Genomic DNA, 21148 nt, shown 5'->3' on the forward strand with positions numbered 1-21148 from the left:
CTTGGCAATGCGTCATCCTCTTGACCCATGCGAACCCTCATTGCCCTTGTTTTCATGGCGTCCCCGGCCTTTGCCGCGACATGCCCCGCCGCTCCGGATCACAGCGAAGTGTTGGATACGCTGATCGCGCAGATCCAGACCGCCCCGAACCAGGCCGCGGCCTCTTCGCTCTCCGATGACATGTGGTCCTACTGGGCAGATGCCCCCGACGAAACCGCGCAGGAGATTCTCGACCGCGGGATGCGCAAACGCTCGGGGTGGGATCTTCTGGGGGCGCTTGAGGATTTCAATGCGCTGGTCACCTATTGTCCCGAGTACGCCGAGGGCTACAACCAGCGCGCCTTCGTGAACTTTTTGTCGCAGAACTATGCGGCGGCCTTGCCGGACCTGGATCGCGCGCTCAGCCTGTCGCCCCGCCACATCGGAGCGCTTTCCGGGAAGGCGCTCAGCCTTATAGCATTGGGCCGCGAGGCCGAGGCGCAGGATGCGCTTGCCGAAGCCCTCGAGCTGAACCCCTGGTTGCCGGAGCGATCGCTTCTTAAAGCGCCGCCTGTAAACCCTTCGAATGAAGAAGAATTATAGCCATATCGATACTTTACACCTAGGCCACAGACGCTATGTTGCCGCCAGTTGACCTTTAGGTCAGGATTTTACGAGTGCCCGCGTGGTGGAATGGTAGACACAGGGGACTTAAAATCCCTAGGCTGAGAGGCCGTGCCGGTTCGAGTCCGGCCGCGGGTACCAATTTCTATCCTTCGTGATTGCCGACGAACGGCGCCCTATTGGGCGACCTTTTCGCCAAGCGGCACTTTCGCATCAAGCTCGACTCGCCCCTTGGAAAGCGCTGGTGTCAGCCAATCCAAGGCCTGAAAACGCGAACTGTCACAAAATCGAAGTGTTTTTTGGCGAGTTTATGGGTACACTCCTCCGAGTACCTGAATCATTTTAACAAGGCGAAGCATGGCGTTGAGCCCACGGCATCGCGCTGTCGCGATAGGAATTATGGTTGCAGCCGGATTGGCGGGCACAGGGTCCGCAAGTGAATTGGATGTGTCGGAATTTCAGCTTGGCGATGGATGGTTGCCGTCAAGCGATAGCTTCTGGGTGTCCAATACCGAAATCGGCGTGATCGCCCAGAAGGGCGGCGCCAACGGGGTGTCCTACGGCCTGCTGACACTGGCGCAAGACGGATCGTCGGAATTGGCCTTGCCCCTGGCCGATCAGGGCCACTGCATCACTCCAGACCGCAGGTTCCTTTTGCGCACCGGATCGCGCAGCGCCCCGGAAGCCGTGGAATGGCGCGTGGATCGAACCACCACGCCGCTGGAAAGCCCGCAGGTGATCACCCTTTGCAAGTCGCAACTGGCCAAGGCCAATCGCGACAACGAGGACCGCTTTGGCCGCCAGAACGTTCTTGCCACGGATGGCACGCGGTTTGCGGGGCTTCTGGCTGCGGGCGAGGATACCTCGGAAATCGTGCTGTACGATGCGCAGGACATCCTTGGCCGCTGGAAAATCGCCGGTGATCTTTGGCGTGATCCTGTCGAGGCCGTGGCCCGGCCCGACGGCAGTTTCCTCTTCTATGCCGATGTCGGCGCACGCCGTCAGGCCGAATTGAAGGATCAGTTCGGGTACGAGGGCATTCCGACCTTCGTGATCTCCGCCGATGGCGACTTTGAAATGCGTGACCTGCCCTGGCCGGGCTGGAAGAAGGTCGGGAACTACAAGATTGCCGAAAGCCGTGTCGGATGGCTGCTTGCTGCCACAAGCCGCCGCAATGACGCGATTGACGGTCTTTATCATCTGGGGCTGGACGGTTGGCGCCAGATCCGCAAGACGGACGTATTACCAGAAACTTTGGAAATCAGCCCCGACGGGTGCCGCGTGCTCTGGCATGAGCGCGAAGATGCGGCATCTGCCGGTGGCCCAAGACAGATCCGCAGCGCAACTCTGTGTCGCTCAGACGACTGAGACCTGCCGCCTAGCATTTTGGGGGGGATGACCCATGCCGAATAACAGACTTGGCCGTGATGCCGCGAATATTGCTTACAAGGACCTCAAGGTCGGAAGCACGATCAACGATCCGAACTATGCCAGCCTGAATGGCTTCAAGGTCGAACGCTATTTCGGCGACAAGGCAGATCCGGACGGTCTGAATGCCTATGCGCTGCGCAACCCGAACACGGGCGAGGTGGTGATTGCCTTCCGCGGGTCCTACGAAGGGCGCGACTGGATCGATGACGCGACGAACTTGGGCTATCGCCAGTGGGAAGAAGCCCGCAGCGAAGTTCGCAACTATCTTGCCAACAACTGGGATGCGGGCGCCGACGTCACCTTTGCCGGCCACAGCCTTGGTGGCGCGCTTTCGCAATACGCCCTTTACGACATCGCGGGCCAGCATCCGGACCGGACCGGCGACATGAACATGGTCACCCTGAATGGTCTGGGGGCGCAGAACGGGATCGAGGAAAACGAAGGCCCCTATGATTCCTCGCGGATCGGCGATGCGGACACGGCCAACCTTTATAACGAAGACGACCGCGTGCCGCGCCTTGGCGATGGCCACGTCGGCGATACCTACAACGTGGGCTCGTTCCGCGATGGCGTTGACGGTGTCTATACGGCACACGCCGGGGACGGCTTTACCAATGCCGTGCTTGATCGCGCGGTTGCCGGCAATCCGGACTATTACCAGATGTCGGCGATTCAGTCCGATCCCGGGGCCTATGCCGCCTTCCTCGGTCAGCTCGCCTGGGCCATGGGTGTCGACAGCGTCAATCCGTTCTCGAACGATTTTGACAACACGATGCAGGTGGTGCTCGACAACCTTGATTTTGTCACCCAGACACCCGCTGCGCTGGATTTTGTGCAGGACATACTCGAGGGCATCGGGATCGAGATCAAGGACGGCGTGAACGACTATATCGTTGACCCGGCCCTGCAAACCGCCGAAGCCGCATGGAACGGCCTGATCGACCTGGGCGAAGACCTCGGCGAGGTTGTTGTCGAAGGGTACAACTGGGCGGGTGAGGCCGCGGGCGATCTGTGGGACAAGTTTTCCACATTCCTCGACAACACCACGGACTGGACGACGCAGACGGTTCAGGACGCCTATGACTATCTCGGCGACCTTAAGGATGACGCCCTAGACTGGTTTGACGTGCAGGCCGACAACATCGAGGCCTGGGTCGATGATGGCATTGAGTCCGCCTATGACTTCGTCAACGACACCGGCGAGGCGATCGACGATTTCGCGAACTGGCTCAGCGATAACGCGACCGAACTCGGCAACGATCTGTCGGATCTCTGGGATGACGCCAGCGACGCCTTTGACAATGCAAAGGATGATGCGCTTGACTGGCTGGGCGAACAGAAAGACGACCTGCTTGAAACGGCCAACAATACGCTCGATAGCGCGCGGGACTGGCTCGAAAACCGGGTCGATACCCTGCTTGATCGGGCGGATGATTTTCTTGATAGCATCGGTGACGGCGTCGATGAATTCAAGGATGCGGTTGGCGACAAGCTCAACGAAGGTCTGGATGCCCTTGGGGACGCCAAGGACAGCCTGACCAGTGCCGCCAATGATCTCTGGGACGACCTCAGCGAGTGGTGGAACGGCGACGACGATGACACGGCCGACTACTCTGACGATGTCGATGACCGGTCGACGACCGCCCGCACCGAAGCCTCGCCGCTGGTGCTCGACCTGGATGGCGACGGCATCGAACTGGCCGGCCCGACAAGCCGTGGCGCGGTCTATTGGGATATTGATCTCGACGGGATGCTGGAACGCACTGGCTGGGTCAAACCCGATGACGGGCTGCTTGCCATTGATACCAACCAGAACGGCGAGATTGACGACCACTCGGAACTGTTCGGCACTGAAACCACCGATGGTTTCTCGGTTCTTCAGGTCTTTGACTCCAACCTCGATGGCGTGATCGACAATACCGACGATGCCTTTGGCGATCTCGTCGTGTGGCGCGACCTGAACCAGAACGGGCGCTCGGATGTTGGTGAAATCCAGACACTGGACGAGGCCGGCGTGCGCTCGATCAATGTCAACGCCACCACCTCGACCGATGTGATCGCGGGCAACCGCATCAGCCACGAGTCGACCTATGTCACCACCTCGGGCCAGACCCGCGACATTGTCGATGCCTGGTTTACCTACAGCAACCTCAACAGCCGTAGCAGCGACCTGCCGACCTTTGATCTGATCGCGGCGGCCCTGCCGCAGATCCGCGGCTATGGGCGTCTTGAAGACATGCGCACCGCGATGTCCAAGGATGACACGCTGCGCGACATGATGCAGGCCATTGAGCAGGCCGGTGCCGCGGGCATGTTCGATCCGACGTTTGATCTTGTCGGCAAGATGGAGGCGCTGCTTTATCGCTGGGCCGGAACCGAGAACATCGATCCCACCAGCCGTGGCTCTTATGTGGATGCCCGCCAGCTTGGGTTCGTCGAAGCCTTTACCGACCGCGACTTCCTGCAAAGCGGCCGCCCCAATCCGGCCCCGGAAGCCAGCCGCACCCTGACAAGCGCCTTTGAAACGGCGATGAACAACGCGCTCCTGCGTATCGCGGTTCAGACCATCGGCAGCGAAATCTTCAAACAGAACCCGCTTTATGACTGGGCCACCGACACGTTCAGCAGGCCGCTGGAAATCAAGTTCACGGGCCTCGAAAACCTTGTGAACGGCTATCTGGCTGCGGGCGCCGACATGGAGGATGTCTGGACCAACCTGATCCGCATCTATGACACTGGTGTCGGTATCGACAATCTCACGGCGCAACAGCGCACGCGCCTTGATAACCTCGTGCAGGCCACGTCGAACGGCACGGGTATCACCGTCGAAAACGCCTTGCTCACCATCTATCCGGCCCAGAGCCTTGGCCTCAACGGTACCAGCGGCGATGACAACCTGAATGGCGGCGGCGGTCGTGACAACCTTTCGACCGGTGCGGGTAATGACTACCTCAAGGGCTTCCGCGGCGATGACGTCCTGAACGGCGGCGCCGACAACGACACGATGGACGGCGGCAGCGGCAACGACCTTGTGCAGGGCGATCTTGGCAACGACACCTATATCTATCGCAGCGGCTTTGACACCTTCGTCGAACGCGGCGGCGAAGACACGATCCTGATTAAGGGCAACGTGACCCTTGCCAATCTCGCCTTCCACCGCTCGCTCAGCAACGAGGACGATCTTGAAATCTACCTCGATGGTGCGCTGATTATCCGGGTTGAGGGCTTCTATACCGATGCCGGCGCGATCGAGAGCCTGCGTCTTGATGACGGCACCCTGTTTGATCTCAAGCGCATGGCGCGCGGCATCGTGGGCACGGCCCAGAACGACAAGTTGAACGGGGACCAGAACTCGGGCGTCCTGTCCGACCGCATGATCGGCCTCAAGGGTAACGACAAGCTGTTCGGCAAGCTGGGCTCGGACGTGCTTGAAGGCGGCAAGGGCAAGGACCAACTGTTCGGCGGCGCAGAAGGCGACATCCTGATTGGTGGCGAAGGCTATGACACGCTGGTCGGTGGCGCGGGCAACGACGTGAACCATGGCGGTCGCGGTAATGACCTCTACAAGGTGTTTGGACACGACACGATCGAGGAAACCGGCGGCTTTGACACCATTGCCTTCCCGACGGGTATCGGCGTCAAGCATATCACCCTGTTCCGCACCGTGAACTCGGACGACCTGACCATCTTGGCCGGATCGCACAGCGTGACGATCCTCAACCACTTCAAAGATGCCGACAGCGCGGTGGAACGCCTGCGCTTTACCATCAATGGCAACACCTATCACCGCAAGATCGTTGACCTGCCCATCGAAACCCGCGGCACGGCCAACTATGACTATCTACGCGGTGACGAGGACGGCATCGAACGTCCCGACGTTCTAGTTGGTCTTGAGGGCATCGACCGCCTCTATGGCTATGGCGGCAACGATGAACTACGTGGCGGCGATGATACCGACTATCTCTATGGCGCTGACGGAAATGACACGCTGAAAGGCGAAGCCGGCGACGACAGCCTGTATGGTGGTAACGGAAATGATCGTTACGAAGTTGGCGAAGGTAATGATTTCATTCAGGATTATGGTGCCGACACCGATGTGAATGACAAGCTCAAGCTGGCGCAAGGCCTGCATGAGGGCAACATCACCATGTACCGCATGGTCGATGGCGACATCATGATTTCGTGGAATGGCGGCAGCGTGCGCATCGACCGTGCCTACGAGTCGCGCTATGCCATCGAAAAGCTGATCTACGGCGGCGGCAAGACGGTGAACCTGCTCGACCTTGCCCTGCAAACGCGCGGCACCGAAAACGACGAGTCGATTTATGGCAACCGGTCACCGCTTGGTGGGCGCGACGATCACCTCAAGGGCTTTGCCGGAGATGACAACCTCTACGGCTATGACGGCAACGACACGCTGGAAGGCGGTGCCGGAAACGACAATCTCTATGGGGCCGAAGGCGGTGACACCTATATCGCGGGCAAAGGCGACGACTATATCCGCGACTACGGCGATGTCGGTGATCCCGATGACACAATCATCCTGCCGAACAAGGTCAAGGCAGCCGATCTTTCGGTCGCGCGCCTTCTGGATGGCGACCTGCTGCTGACCTGGGATGGCGGGTCGATCCGTATCGACCGCGCTTATGATGCACGTTACCTGATTGAAAAGCTGGTCTACGGCGATGGAACCACGGTTGATCTGCCGGACCTGATCGCCAAGACGGCGGGCACCAACGGCTCTGAGAACATCTACGGCAACACCGAGGAATTCGGTACCCGCGACGATCACCTTCTGGGACGCGACGGCAACGATACCCTGAACGGCTACGACGGCGAGGACACGCTGGACGGCGGCAAGGGGGATGACTCGCTCCTTGGGCGCGACGGGGCGGATACCTACATCGTCGGCAAGGGCAACGACACCATCGAAGACTATGGCAACGTGGATGACGATCCCGACGTTGTCGTCCTTCCGGCGGGCGTGAAAAAGGCCGACCTCACCTATACCCGCACACCCGATGGTCACCTTCTGATCTCATGGGCCACGGCAAGTGTGCTGATCGAACGCGCCTTCGACGAGCGTTACGCGATTGAAACCCTGCGCCTGGCATCCGGCGCGACGGTGGACCTGACCCAGCTCGAAGTCGACACGCTTGGAACAGCCGCTTCGGAAGCCATTTACGGCAACCGCGAGGAACACGGCAGCCGCAACGACCACATCTTCGGCTTTGCCGGAAATGACACGCTCTATGGCTACGACGGCAACGACACGCTGGTTGGCGGCACGGGCAACGATACCCACTACGGGGCCGATGGCAACGACACCTACAAGATCAGCAGCGGCCACAACTATATCAGCGATCAGGGCGACGAGACCGACACCGCCGACCGCCTTGAATTCGTGGGCAATGTGCTGGCATCGGATATGACCATGTGGCGTGACAGCGCTGGGCATATCTACATGACCTGGGGCAGCCATTCGGTGAAAATCAACTATGGTTTCGACAAGGACTATATCGTCGAAACGGTGCAGTTCACCGACGGCTCCACCCTCGACATGACCACGCTTGCGCTGCGCACGCTGGGCACCACGGCCAGCGAGCGGCTCAACGGTAACCGCGAGGAATTCGGCAGCCGCAACGACCACATCATCGGCTATGACGGCGATGACACGCTCTATGGCTATGATGGCAATGACACGCTGAACGGCGGCCCGGGCAACGACAGCCTCTATGGCGCCGAAGGCAGCGACACCTACATCGTCGGCAATGGTCACAACTACATCTATGACTACGAGGCCTCGGGCACCGAGATTGACACCCTGATCCTGCCCAATGGCGTTGGCAAGGACGACATCACCCTGACCCGTGTCACCGGTGGGGATCTTCTGATCACCTGGTCCACCGGATCGGTGCTGATCGACAACGCCTTTGACCCGCGCTACGCCATCGAAACCCTGCAATACGGTGTTGCGGCGGATGGTACGCTCGATCTCACCACGGTCACACCGCCGGTACATGGCACGCTGGGCGACGACCGCGTTTATGGCCAGCAGGAAACCTATGGTGGCCGCAACGAAAGCCTCTATGGCTTTGCCGGTAACGACACGCTGTACGGCTACGATGGCAATGACACGCTGGATGGCGGTCTGGGCAATGACACCCTCTACGGCGCAGAGGGCAACGATACCTACATCGTGGGTGAAGGTCATGACTACATCAGCGACTACGACACCTCCAAGCTGGGCGTGGATGTGATTGTCCTGCCCGCGGGCGTGGCCCCGGGCGATGTGAGCTATAATCGCGTGAATGGCGACGATCTGCTGATCAGCTGGCCCAATGGCTCTGTCCAGATTGCGAACGCCTTCGAAGACAATTACCGCGTGGAAACCCTGCGGTTCAATGACGGCACCGAGGTCGACCTTACCACGCTGGCGGCCCCAACCATTGGCACCGCGGCGAGCGAAGGCCTCTATGGCAACACCGATCCCAGCGGCTCGCGTGATGACCTGATGCAGGGCGAGGGCGGGAACGACACGCTTTATGGCTATGATGGCAACGACACGCTGAACGGCGGCGACGGCAACGACACGCTCTATGGCGAGGCAGGCGGCGACACCTATGTGGTCTCGGCTGGCAATGACTTTGTCCGCGACTATGGCACCGTCGGTGATCCGGCTGATACGCTGTTGTTCGGCCCCGGTGTGACAGCCTCCGATCTCAGCTTCTCGCTGCTCGACAACCGCTATCTGCTGATCGATTGGGGCGGCGGCATCGTCACCGTCGATTACTGGACGACCGACCGCTACAAGATCGAGACCGCCCGGTTCCACGATGGCAGCACGCTTGATCTGTCGACCATCACCCCGACGCCGATCACCTCGACAAGCGGGCAAACCTTCTATGGGGATGCCACCAACAATTCCCTCACGGGCACTGCCGGCAATGATCGTTTCTATGGCTACGAGGGCAACGACACCCTTGATGGTGCGGCGGGCAACGACACCTTCTACGGTGCCGCAGGCAATGACCGCATGATCGTTGGCAATGGTCACAACTACATCGATGACTCAGGGCTTGCGACCGATACGGCGGATATTGCCGTTCTGCCGGTCACACAGGCCGAGGTAGACATCTACCGTCGCCCGGATGGCGATCTGATCATCACCTGGGCTGGCGGTTCGCTGGTGATCAACCTTGCCTATACCGAAATCCGCGCCGTCGAGACGCTGGAATTCAGCGACGGCAGCACCATCGACCTGCGCACCTTTGCCGTGGAAACACGTGGTACGGGTGGCAACGACCGGGTTTACGGCAACCGCGAAACCCACGGCGCGACAGACGAAACCCTTGTCGGCAAGGAAGGCAATGACTCGCTTTACGGTTACGAGGGGGCCGATACCCTGATTGGCGGTGAAGGCAATGACTCGCTTTATGGCGACGACGGGGCCGATGTCTACCGCGTGGGCGAAGGCCACGACTATATCGACGACAACGGCTTGGCCACGGACGGCGCCGATGTCATCGAACTGCCCGCCGGCGTGGTTCCGGGCGACGTGACCTTCACGCGCCTCAACGATGGCGACCTGTTGATCGACTGGGGCTTTGGATCGGTGCGCATCGACAACGCCTTCGATCTCAATTCGGCGGTCGAAACCCTGCGCTATGCCAATGGCACCACGGTCGACCTGACCACCCTCGCGGTGGAAACCCACGGCACGCTTGTCAATGAAACCCTGCGCGGCAACCGCGAGGAAAACGGCAGCCGCAACGACACGCTGCGTGGCTTTGAAGGCAATGACATCCTCTATGGCTATGACGGCAACGACGATCTGATCGGCGGCCCGGGCAATGATACGCTCTACGGGGAAAGCGGTGGTGACAATTACCGCATCGATATCAACGGCCACGATTATATCTCGGACTACACCACCGTTGATGGCGACGGCGATGACACGATCTTCCTGCCGGTCGGCGTCTCCCCGTCAGATGTGACATTCACCCGCCTGAAAGATGGTGATCTTGTCATCGCGTGGAGCACCGGATCGGTCCGGATCAACGAAGCCTTCGACACGCGTTACCATGTCGAAAAGCTTACCTTTGCCAACGGCACGACCCAGAACATCGCTGATCTGACCTTTGTCACCGAAGGCACCCACGCGGGGGAAAGCATCTATGGAAACCGCGAAGCCTTTGGCAGCCGGGATGACAGCATGAAGGGCCGCGATGGCAACGATGCGCTTTACGGCTATGACGGCGATGACTCCCTGGCTGGCGGCAACGGCAACGACTCGATGTATGGCGCGGACGGCGAAGACACCTACTATGTCGGCCCGGGCGACGACTATATTTCCGATGTCGGTGTTGTTGGCGAGAACGATACGATCGTTCTGCCCTTCGGCGTCAAACCCAGCGATGTGACCATGATCCGCCGCAGCAATGACGATGTGGAAATCATGTGGGAGGGTGGCTCGGTCTATGTCGACTACATGTTCGACGAACGCTATGGCATCGAAACGCTTCAGTTCCGCAATGGCACCACCTGGGACCTGACCAGCCTGCAACTGGAAACCCACGGGTCAGGCAACAACGAAACCCTGAACGGCAACCGTCAGGAATTCGGCTCGCGCGATGATTTCATCTTCGGGTTTGCCGGTAATGACGTTCTGAACGGTCACGACGGTGCAGATACGCTTGTTGGCGGGCTTGGAAACGACAGCCTGTACGGCGGCGTCGATGCCGACACCTACCGCGTGGGGCAGGGGCACGACTATATCTCCGACTACTCGGCCTCGGGCGAAACCAGCGATGATGTCATCAAACTGCTGAATGGCATCAACAAATCCGATGCCACCCTGTCGCGGATGCTGGATGGCGACCTTCTGGTGGAATGGAATGGTGGCTCGGTGCGTGTCAACAACGCCTTCGACGAACGCTATGACATTGCCCGTATCGACTGGGCCAATGGTGCCTCGACCGATGTGCGCACGCTGGAAATTGCCACCATGGGCACGGGCGGCAGCGAACGTGTCTACGGCAATCGCGAACTCTACGGCAGCCGCAATGACAGCCTCGTCGCGAAAGACGGCAATGACTCGCTTTATGGCTATGACGGCAACGATACGCTGCTGGGCGGTCTGGGAGATGACTTTGTCTATGGCGGCGCGGACAACGATGTCTATGTCGCGGGCAGCGGCAGTGACGTCTTTGATGAGCAGGGTTATGGCGGTGACGATACCATCCTGTTCCGCAATGTCGCCTCGGCCAGCGATCTGACGATCCAGCGGTCGGGCACCTACGACCTTGCCATCTCCTGGTCGGGCGGTGACATCCTGGTGCGCAACCACTTCTACCGTGATGATTACCGTATCGAGACGGTGACCCTCTCGGACGGCAGCACCTTCGATCTGCTGTAAGAGTGCAGCCTAGAACGTGGCGCTGGCCTTCATGGCCAGTGCCCCGTCGTGACGGCGGGCCCAAAGGGTCATGCCGCCCTCTGAGTTGCGGCCCTCAATATGGAGCGGCTGCATCCCGGCCAGAGGCGCAAGCCCGCGGAATTCAAAGGTTTTCGGCGCGCGCCCGATCGTTCGCGCCGCCAGATCCACCAAGAGGGTCGCGGTCAGTGGCCCGTGGAACACCAGCCCGTCATAGCCTTCCACCTGCCGCGCATAATCCACGTCATAGTGAATGCGGTGGCCATTGAAGGTCAGGGCGGAATAGCGGAACAGCATCACCTGAGAGGGTGTGATCTCTTCTGAAACCTCCGCCGTCTCGGGGGCCATCGCCGGTGTCGGCGACGGGGCATCCGGATCAGGGTCTTCCCGGTAGACGATGTCATGTTCTTCGCTCAGCGCCAGCGTGCCATCTTCAAGGAACAGCTCGTGCAGGACCGTCACGAAACACAGGTCTCCGGTCCGTCCTGACTTTTCGACGATATTCTTGATCGTGGATGTTTTCGACGTCGTACCGCCAATCCGGAGCGGCCTGTGAAAAGTGAACCGACCTCCGGCCCACATGCGGCGGGGCAGGGCAACGGGGGGAAGAAAACCGCCTTTCTGCGGGTGTCCGTCCCGCCCCAATTCCCCAAGCGGCTTGGCCTCTAGGAAATACAGCCAGTGCCACAGCGGGGGCAGGGCATCGCCCTCCATCAGGCTCGCCTCACGCCCCAGGGTCGCCTGCATGAACCGCGCCGGTTCACTGCGCAGGATGTCGGTATATCCCTCGCTGCGTCCGAGCCAGTTTTCGACGGCGTCAGTCATTCTCACTCTCCCGCTCCCTGCGTCACCTCTGACATTTACACCCTCAAATCCCCGCCTTTGCAATTGCGGGATTCCGACCAATTGCGGGTATCGTTTTCCCAAAAGGCAAAAACCCGCCCCGGTTATCCCGGGACAGGTCTCCTCGCTCCAACTGGCAGAAGGTTATTTCAGCAAAACATCGAGCGGCACCGGCTCGCTGATGGTCCAATCGCCTACGACACCGGGTTTGGCGTTCGAGATCTCGATGATCTGCATCTTGGCGCTGTTCTGGTGATGCAGGCTGTCGCTGAAACTGCGCGGACCAAAGGCCGTGCCTTCACTCTGCATCTGTTCCAGTTTGGCCGTCACAGCGGCACCCTCGACCGAACCGGCACGCTCTACGGCCTTGGCCCAGAGATCGATCAGGATATAGCCGGGATAGGCATATTGGCTTGCCGGACGTGCACCCGTGGCCGCTTCGTAGGCAGTGTTGAACGCTTCGACCGCCGCGCGCGGGTCATCGCCATAGATCGATCCCTGAACCGGCAGGACGAACCCCGAGAGGTTCGGCACCGCGTCAAGCCAGTAAGAACCATCGACTGCTGAGCCATTCAGGATCAGCGAATTGATACCCGCCGCTCGAATCTGGCGCACGGCAGCAGCGGCGCCCGGAATGTAGGAACACAGCATGATCACGTCAGGCTCCTGCGGCAGGGCCTTGATGCGGCTGATCTGCGAAGCGATCGAGGCATCGTTGTTCTTGAACGTGTCTCGGCCGACGATTTCGCCACCCGCCTTGGGGAACATCCAGTCAAAGCCGGTGCAGATGCCCTTGTTGTATTCGATCGTAGTGTCCAGCAGGACATAACCGGTTTTGGCATTGCGTGCGGCCATCGACCATTCGGCCATCGTGGCGCCCTGGACCGCGGCAAGAACCGATCCGGAAAAACTATTGGGGCCAACGCCTTGGATGCCGGCTTTCACGTCTTCGGCGCAAAGAAAGAACGAGTTCTTGCCTTCTGCTTCCGCCGCCAGCGCTGCCGGCGCGCCGAAGTCGTAGTCACAGCTGACCACCATCATGTCAGCGCCCTGGTCCAGCACTTGCAGGCCCGCCTTGGCCGATTGTGCACGGTCGGTCTTGGTGTCGGCCTCGACCCACTTGATCTGTTTGCCGAGAAGGCCGCCATTGGCGTTGATCTCGTCAATCCGGATCTTTGCCGCCGTGGCTGCCGGGGTGTCATAGGCTTCCATCCATCCGGACTGGGCGATGGCAAAGCCGACGGTGATGTCATCCGCAGCGGCAGGCAGGGCCAGCGCAAGGGACAATGTGGTTGCAAGCATGGTGTGTTTCATCATGCGTCTCCTCTGTTGGGGTTGGTTTGTTTTGAGTGAAGGGAAAGGGGCAGGCGCGGCAGTTGCAGGTCCTTGCCGGCCATGAGACCCGAGGGGCGCAGGATCAGGACAAGGATCATGACCACGCCGATCAGGATTTCCTGTGCGCCGCCCGGCAGGGCGAAACGTGCCCCACCAAGGGTGACCCCTTGTTCCAGCCGGACAAGCATCTCGATGAGCATCGACAGGCCCAGCACGCCGACGACAGCGCCGGACAGGCTTCCGATGCCGCCGACAACAAGCATTGCCAGCGAGATGAAGGTGATCCCGAGATAGAAACTGTCCGGATTGAGAACGCCGATCGAATGGCCAAGAAGTGCGCCGGAGACGCCGGTGAAAAAGCCGCTGATCACCAGTGACAACAGGCGGTGCCGATACATGTTGATGCCAGAGGCGCTTGCGGCCACTTCGTCTTCGCGGGTGGCTCGCAGGGCCAGGCCGCTGGCAGAGTTGGCATAGAGATTAGCCACCAGAATGGCCGCCGCCGCCCAGGCCAAAGCCACCCACTGATCGACATAGCGCGGCAGCCCGACAACCGAACTGGTCGCGCCTGTCACGCCTTCCCAGTTGGAATAGACCGTGTTCACGATGGCGAGAAAGGCAAAGGTTGCGATCGAAGCCGCGATCCCCGACAGCCGCAGGATGGCGGCACCGGAAATCAGCGCCACGATTGCGGCCAGCAGACCCGAGGCAATCGCGGCAGGCAGGACCGGCCACTGCGCCTGGGCCAACCACTCGGGCAGGTCCGGCAGGAAAAGGGCTTTCATTTGCGGTTTCAGGGTCAGCCAGGCCGAGCAATAGGCCCCGATGGCCATATAGCCTGCGTGTCCAAAGCTCACGACGCCCGAGTTGCCGACAAAGATCCAAAGGCCAACCACGAGGACCACGCGGATCAGGGTCTCGGCGGCCATGCGCGCCAGCGCCTTATCCCCGGTGAGGGCAATCAGGCTGACGAACAGGATCAGAAGCGCGATCAGGACAATCGGTGTGGAATAGGCCATGCGCCTGTTTTGTGCGTGTTTTCCCATTGTCTTAGATCCTTGGCTTGGCTGAGCTGGGCACGAACAACCCCTGCGGCCGCAGCAACAGGCAGACGATCACCAGCGTGTAGAGAAAGGCGTCGCGGAACGGACGCACGTCGAGCGGCAGAAAGGCTTGAAGCAGGACCGAGGCCGCGCCGATCAGAAAGCCTGCGGCCACTGCGCCGGGCAGAGACCCAAGCCCCCCGATCACGGTGGCGATAAAGGCGACAAGCATGATCTGCCCGCCCATCCGTACATCCGCGACACCGGTCTGCGTGGCCATGATCAGGGCGACGGCGGCGGCCAACGCTCCGGACAGGGCAAAGGCCCCTGTGATCACCACGTTGGCCCGTACCCCAAGAAGGCGCGCCATCGTGAAGTTTTCGGCAGCTGCGCGCATCTCGAGGCCGAGCCGGGTTTTCTTGAGCAAGAGCGCCAGCCCCGAGACGACCACCAATGTCGACAGGATCACGATGAGCTGCAATAGCGGCACCTCGGCCCCGGCCACCGCGACGGGCGTATTCAGATCGGGCCAGAGGCTGATCGCCTTCGGTCGACCGCCATAGACGGCAAGAAGCGCATTCTGGATCACGAAACCAAGCGCAAAGGACGAGATCATCATCGCCACCGGGCTTGCCTTGCGCATGTGGCGGAACACCACGTATTCGCTGGCCATCGCGGCCCCGGCTCCTATCCCAAGGAGGATCGGGATCAATAGGAAAGCCGGGGCCTTGCCCAGGAACATGACCGCGACGGCCTCTGTCGAGGGCACGATCAGGGCAAAGACGCAAAAGGCGATGTATTCCCCATGGGCGAAATTGACGAGGTTCATGACCCCGAAGATCAGGGCGATGCCAAGCGCGGCCATCGCGTAGATGCCGCCCAGCGAGGCCGCGTCGAAAAACAGCTGTGCAAGGGAACTCATTGCGCCGCCTCCTTGTTGGAATTGCCGAAATAGGCTTCGCTCAGCAGGTCGCTTTCGGCGAAATCCGATGCGTCGCCGTCTCCCACGATGCCGCCGCCCCGCAAGAGGATCATGCGTCCTCCCACACGCGCGGCACGGGTCGAGCTCTGCTCGACGATTAGGAGCGTGAGCCCACGGTCTTCCTGCAGCTGAACCAAGGTGTCATAGACCTGGTCGACGATCTTGGGAGCGAGACCAAGCGACGGTTCATCGACCATCATCAGCTTGGGGTTTGTCATCAATGCCCGCCCGATCGCTAGCATCTGCTGCTGCCCACCGGACAACGCACCGGCGCTGGCGTAGCGGCGGTCGCCAAGGATCGGGAAAGCTTCGAAAATCTCGGCGATGTCGCCGGCAATCGCGTCGCGGTCTCGGCGCAGGCCGGTGCCGACCAGAAGGTTTTCTTCCACGGTCAGGCTGCCAAAGATCTCGCGGCCTTCGGGCACCATCGACAGACCCAGGCGGGCAATGGCTTCGGGCGGACGGCCCGTCAGAAGATCGCCGTCCATCTCGATGCGGCCGTGCGATGTGGCCACCTTGCCGCTGATCGCGCCAAGCAACGAAGACTTGCCCGCGCCGTTCGGCCCCGAGATGAACACCCGCTCGCCTTCGGCAAGGTGAAGGGTCACATCGTTCAGTGCAGGGACCTTGCCATAGCGCACGGACAGATCGAAAACACCAAGTTTGGACATCACGCCGCCTCCTGGTCTGCGCCAAGATAGGCGTCTCGCACCGCGCGGCTTTTCAGGATGACGTCCACGTCGCCTTCCTCGATGATCATCCCGGCATCCAGCACGTAGATGTGGTGAGAAACCGACAACACGAGCCCGACGTTGTGTTCGATCAACAAAACACCGGTGCCAAGGTCCTCGGCGACCCGCCGTATCAGTGCCGCAAGGTCTGCGGCTTCGGTTTCCGACATGCCTGCCGCCGGTTCGTCCAGCAGCAGGAAGGCCGGCGAGAACATCAGGGCGCGGGCAATCCCGACGCGCCGTTCGTCCGTATAGGGCAGGCCCGCCGCAGGATGTTCGGCAAGGTGGGGCACGCCCATCCAGTCAAGGATGCGCAATGCCTCGGCTTCTGACGCAGCACGCCCGTGGCCAAGCCCGACGCCGGTCACCGCGAGGTTGTCGAGAACGTCCAACCCCGAGAACAGACGGCCGGCCTGGAAGGTGCGCGCCACGCCTTCGCGACGCAGATCATGCGGCGAAAGCGTTCCGACGTCGCGACCGCCGAGCCCGACAGTCCCGGAGGTCGGAGACTGAAAGCCGGTCAGGGTGTTGACCATCGTGGTCTTTCCCGCCCCGTTCGGACCGATCAGCCCATGCACGGCCCCGGGTGTGATCGACAGCGTCACGTCGGTGAGAGCCTTGAAGCCGCCGAACGCCACCGTCACCCCGGAAGCCGACAGGGAGGACCCGTTTTTCTTTCGCCGCATCATGGATCAGACCTCGGCCAGTTCTTTGAGCTGATCCATCTGACGCGCTTCGGGCGAGGCATCCGCGGTCAGCACGTAGACGCCGGTTTCGTGCAAGCTCACCGTCCAGCCCGGTTCGACCACGATGGTGGTGGTCACTTCCTCGATCACCGCGGGTCCGTGCAGCGTGTCACCGGCGCCCATTGCAGAACCGTCGTAGACAGGGGTATCCTGCGTGGTGCCGTCTGCGTTGAACACCATCGGACGCGTGCCCTTGAGCGTTGCTTGCGCCCCGGTGCCTTCGGCAATCGTCATCCGCGCCGGTTTGTCGACGTGGCCGGCAATGGTGCTTTCAACGTTCACCACTTCCACCGCGTTGTGCGGCTCGTCATAGGTGTAGAGTTCCTTGTGACGGGCATGGAAGGCGGCCTTGATGTCTTCCAACGTGGCCTCTGTCACGTCAAAGGCCTCGATTTCGACCGTGCATTCGTGCACCTGCCCGACATAGCGCATGTCCAGTGACCGGCGGATCGAGATACGGTCTTCGCCAAAGCCATCACCTTCAAGGTCATCCTTGCCGCGCAGTTCCAGCGACTTGAACAGACCATCCAGCTTGGCAGCCGCTTCCGCGCCCTCAAGACGGATCGGGGCAGGGGCCATGTAGTTGTATTTCACGTCGGAAATGATCTGACCGTAGGCGCAAAGACCAGAGGCCAGTTTCGAGATCAGCACCTTTGAAATGCCCATCTCGCGGGCCAGCGCGGTGATATGTGCCCCTGTCGCGCCACCTGCGCCCATCAGCACGAAATCGCGCGGGTCATAGCCGCGTTCCACCGAAACCCGGCGGATGGCGTTGACCATGTTGTTGTTGACGATGGTGAACATGCCATAGGCGGCTTTCTCGACCGAGATCCCGAGCGGATCGGCGAGGTTCGTCTTGATCGCGCCGCGAGCCTTTTCAACGTCAAGTGGCAAGCGCCCCCCGACAAGGCCGTCCGCATTCAGATAGCCCAGTGTCAGGTTGGCATCGGTGGTGGTCGGGTTTTCGCCGCCCTGCCCATAGCAGGCAGGCCCCGGCTCGGACCCCGCCGATTGCGGACCCATCTGCATCAGGCCCATCGAGTCGATCCAGCCGATCGAGCCGCCACCGGCCCCCAGCGTCTCGACCTGGATCATCGGAATGCCGATGCGATAGCGCAGGAAGTCGATGTTCTTGTTGACGTTGGCCTGACCATCCTTGGTCAGGGTGATGTCGAACGAGGTGCCGCCCATGTCGCAGGTGATGATGTTCTTGTCACCCCAGGGTTCGGCCACGTCGAGGGCCGCCTGCGGCGCCGAAGCAGGCCCGGAATTGATGGCATAGACCGACTGGTCGCTGACCACTTTGCCAAGCGCCAGGCCACCGTTCGACTGGAAGTATCGCACAGGATGCTGGCTGCCCAACTCGCGGAAATAGGCGTCGATGGCCTCGACATAGCGTTGCAGGATCGGCGCAAGGTAAGCGTTCACGATGGCGGTTGAGGTGCGGGTGTACTCGCGCACCTGTGGATAAAGCTGCGACCCCACGGTCAGGCGCACATCCGGCATCATCTCGCGGACGATCTCTGCCGCGCGCAACTCGTGCTCGGGGTGCAGCACCGACCACACAAAGCTAATGGCAACCGACTCGACACCTTCGGCAATGAAGTACCGACAGGCCTCGCGCACGTCCTCTTCGTTGATCGGAGACTTGACCGATCCGTCCGAAATCACGCGCTCGCTGATGCCTTTGCGAAGGTGACGCGGGACCAGCATGGTCGCGGGCGGATAATCGGGATCATAGCGATAGCCGTCTTCCTTGTGGCCAAGCCGGATCTCGATGGAATCCTCGTGCCCCTTAGTGGCGATCAGGCCTGTCTTGGCACCGGTGTGGGTGATGAGCGCGTTCAGGCCAACCGTGGTGCCGTTGATGCAGAGATCAGAGTTCGAAACGATCTCCTGCGCCGTCAGCCCGGTTTCTTCGGTGATCAGGGCAAGACCGTTCTTGATGGCCTTGGTGGGTTCCGTGGGCGTGGACAGAACCTTGAAGATCTGGGTTCCGCCTTTCTTGTCGGCCAGAATGAAGTCGGTGAAGGTGCCGCCGGCATCAATGCCCAGACGATATTGGGTACGCATGTTGTTTTCCTTTCTGTCGGGCTTCAGGCTGCCTTGCGGGCCTGGGCTGTTGCGGCTTCGTCGATGGCAAGGGTCTCGGCGTCAGCGATGATCACGCCGTAGTCGAGCCGTGCGCCTTCGATCGAAACGAGGCCGTTGCGCACGTCTTCGACAACCTTCAGCGGGTCACGCTCGAACGGGTTGCCAAAGCCACCACCACCGGGGTTCAGGTTGGCCGCGATTTCACCGGGCTTGATGGTTTCGATCACGTTGTCGGTGATGATCTGAGTCTCGCCGTCGCGGGTGACTTCCAGTCGTCCGACCTTCTTGTCGATCATCGTCGACTTCGCCCCGCCTGCGCCCATCGCCGGAATACGGCGGCCTTCGCCGAAGGTGACCAGCGTCATGTCGGTGTCCAGCGGCTCAACCGCCCAGCGGGTGCCCGAGCCACCCCGGAACTTGCCAGCCCCGCCACTGTCGGTCATCAGGCCGTATTCGTGGATGATGATCGGGTAGGAATGCTCGAGCATCTCGATGTCACCCGAGGTCAGCGCCCCGAAACAGCATTCCGGTCCACAGGCGTGCCAACCGTCCTGACTTGCCGTTGCCCCGGCGCCCGAGATGATCGAGGCCAGAACCATTGTGACGTATTCCTCGTCGTGGCGGCTGTCCCAACCGGCGATGTTACAGCCATTGGCATGGCCCCAGCTTGCCGAAACCTTCTCGGGCGCGGCCTGTTCAAAGGCCAGGCGCACAGCGTCGGTCAGGGTTTCCATCGGCGTGGTCGTGCAGTTCATGTGTGGGGCAGGGGGCTTGGCGTTGCACAGCGTCCCCTTCGGCCCCATGTCCACCGTCACATTGCGGTAAAGGCCTTCGTTGTAGGGCGGTGGCAGTTGGGCAAACATCATCAGGCCGAGATAGACGCCCGAATAGGAATTGCCCTCGTAAGAATTGATGAAATAGGGGATCTGCGGTGGGCTGGCGATCTCGATGTGGCAGGTTTCGCCCTTGATCGTGACCGTGGCGGTGATGTCGAAATCCCCGAACCCGTGGCCTGCGTCTTCAAGGATGGCCGTACCGGAATAGGTGCCATCGGGAACCTGGGCGATCAGGCTGTTCATGTGCCGGTTGGCCATCGTCAGCAGCTCTTCGATACAGGCCTGCACCGTGTCCTTGCCGTATTTGTCCATCAGCGCCACCAGATTGCGCGCGCCTACCTGGCAGGCCCCGATCAGGGCGTTGAAATCGCCTTCCTGGTCACGGCGGGCCCGCATGTTCGTCAACAACATGTTCATGATGTCGTGGCGCGGCACGCCCTTGTCCCAGATCTTGATCGGAGGAATGCGCAGACCCTCGGCAAAGATCTCCTTGGCCTCGGGATTATAGCCGGCGGGCACCGGGCCGCCGATGTCGGTCAGGTGGCCCTTGCAGACCGTCCAGAACACGAGCTCCCCCTCATAGAACACCGGGTAGTACATGCAGGTGTCGATGATGTGGCTGCCGGCATAGTCGGGGTCGTTGTGCAGGATCAGGTCACCCTCGTGGATGTCCCCTTCAAAAAATCCGTCCACGGCCTTCATCGCCGGAATGAGCGAGCCAAGATGGATCGGAATGTCCTGTCCCTGAAGGATCATTTCCGGGGTGTGGTTGAACAGGGCGGTTGAATAATCGTGCGCCAGGTTGAACACCGAACTGCGCGCGGTCTTTTCCAGCGCCAGGGTCATTTCGCGCTGCGTGGTTTCCAATACACCCCGCACCACTGAAAGCGTGATGGGGTCGACTTGTCTCTCTGCCATTTTCTCGTCCTTTGCTCTGTGCAAAGGGCACGTCAGACGGGTGTGTTTTCCTCCCGATCCGCCGCGCTCCTCCAGCACGTCGTTCTCGGATTTCAGGATGGACGCATCGCCTCGGGGCCGTCTTGACGCTCAGTGCACAAGCGTTTGACA

11 protein-coding genes and 1 tRNA gene are annotated in these 21148 nt (G+C 60.8%); 4 read left to right on the top strand and 8 right to left on the bottom strand.

Annotated elements, in window-relative coordinates:
- Nucleotides 1–27 precede the first annotated feature (27 nt).
- The 4 genes from NNA36_RS07180 (at nucleotide 28) to NNA36_RS19925 (ending at nucleotide 11452) form a co-directional block, all read left to right on the top strand.
- On the top strand, nucleotides 28–582 hold the full coding sequence (locus NNA36_RS07180; protein ID WP_255105747.1) for a tetratricopeptide repeat protein: 555 nt from the start codon (nucleotides 28–30) through the stop codon (nucleotides 580–582).
- Between the two features lie 76 nt (nucleotides 583–658).
- A tRNA-Leu gene (locus NNA36_RS07185) sits at nucleotides 659–744 on the top strand.
- A 306-nt stretch (nucleotides 745–1050) separates the two neighbouring features.
- Nucleotides 1051–1971, top strand: a complete 921-nt coding sequence (locus tag NNA36_RS07190) for a hypothetical protein (protein ID WP_255105749.1) — start codon at nucleotides 1051–1053, stop codon at nucleotides 1969–1971.
- A gap of 34 nt (nucleotides 1972–2005) precedes the next feature.
- Nucleotides 2006–11452: an Mbeg1-like protein gene (locus NNA36_RS19925; RefSeq protein WP_303623680.1), complete on the top strand. Its 9447-nt coding sequence runs from the start codon at nucleotides 2006–2008 to the stop codon at nucleotides 11450–11452.
- 9 nt (nucleotides 11453–11461) lie between these two features.
- Here NNA36_RS19925 and NNA36_RS07210 read toward each other — a convergent pair whose 3' ends face one another.
- The 8 genes from NNA36_RS07210 to NNA36_RS07245 form a co-directional block, all read right to left on the bottom strand.
- Nucleotides 11462–12295: a MaoC family dehydratase N-terminal domain-containing protein gene (locus tag NNA36_RS07210; RefSeq protein ID WP_255105752.1), complete on the bottom strand. Its 834-nt coding sequence runs from the start codon at nucleotides 12293–12295 to the stop codon at nucleotides 11462–11464.
- Nucleotides 12296–12457: 162 nt separating this feature from the next.
- The gene (locus tag NNA36_RS07215) at nucleotides 12458–13627 is read right to left on the bottom strand and encodes an ABC transporter substrate-binding protein (protein WP_255105754.1); all 1170 of its coding nucleotides are present in this window, start codon (nucleotides 13625–13627) and stop codon (nucleotides 12458–12460) included.
- Nucleotides 13627–14667: a branched-chain amino acid ABC transporter permease gene (locus tag NNA36_RS07220; RefSeq protein WP_255105756.1), complete on the bottom strand. Its 1041-nt coding sequence runs from the start codon at nucleotides 14665–14667 to the stop codon at nucleotides 13627–13629. The genes NNA36_RS07215 and NNA36_RS07220 overlap by 1 nt, the downstream gene beginning before the upstream one ends.
- A 31-nt stretch (nucleotides 14668–14698) precedes the next feature.
- Nucleotides 14699–15613, bottom strand: coding sequence for a branched-chain amino acid ABC transporter permease (locus tag NNA36_RS07225; protein WP_255105758.1), 915 nt, complete (start codon nucleotides 15611–15613; stop codon nucleotides 14699–14701).
- On the bottom strand, nucleotides 15610–16344 hold the full coding sequence (locus tag NNA36_RS07230; RefSeq protein ID WP_255105760.1) for an ABC transporter ATP-binding protein: 735 nt from the start codon (nucleotides 16342–16344) through the stop codon (nucleotides 15610–15612). Before NNA36_RS07230 ends, NNA36_RS07225 begins: the two co-directional genes overlap by 4 nt.
- Nucleotides 16344–17093 (bottom strand): ABC transporter ATP-binding protein, encoded by a 750-nt coding sequence (locus tag NNA36_RS07235; protein WP_255105761.1) that lies wholly within the window; start codon nucleotides 17091–17093, stop codon nucleotides 16344–16346. The genes NNA36_RS07230 and NNA36_RS07235 overlap by 1 nt, the downstream gene beginning before the upstream one ends.
- Nucleotides 17094–17096: 3 nt before the next feature.
- Complete coding sequence (locus tag NNA36_RS07240) at nucleotides 17097–19223, bottom strand: hydantoinase/oxoprolinase family protein (RefSeq protein ID WP_255105763.1); 2127 nt, start codon at nucleotides 19221–19223, stop codon at nucleotides 17097–17099.
- Nucleotides 19224–19246: 23 nt separating this feature from the next.
- On the bottom strand, nucleotides 19247–20998 hold the full coding sequence (locus NNA36_RS07245) for a hydantoinase B/oxoprolinase family protein (protein ID WP_255105766.1): 1752 nt from the start codon (nucleotides 20996–20998) through the stop codon (nucleotides 19247–19249).
- Nucleotides 20999–21148 lie beyond the last annotated feature (150 nt).

Source organism: Shimia sp. CNT1-13L.2, from assembly GCF_024331145.1.
In the GTDB taxonomy this organism is placed as follows: Bacteria; Pseudomonadota; Alphaproteobacteria; order Rhodobacterales; family Rhodobacteraceae; genus Shimia.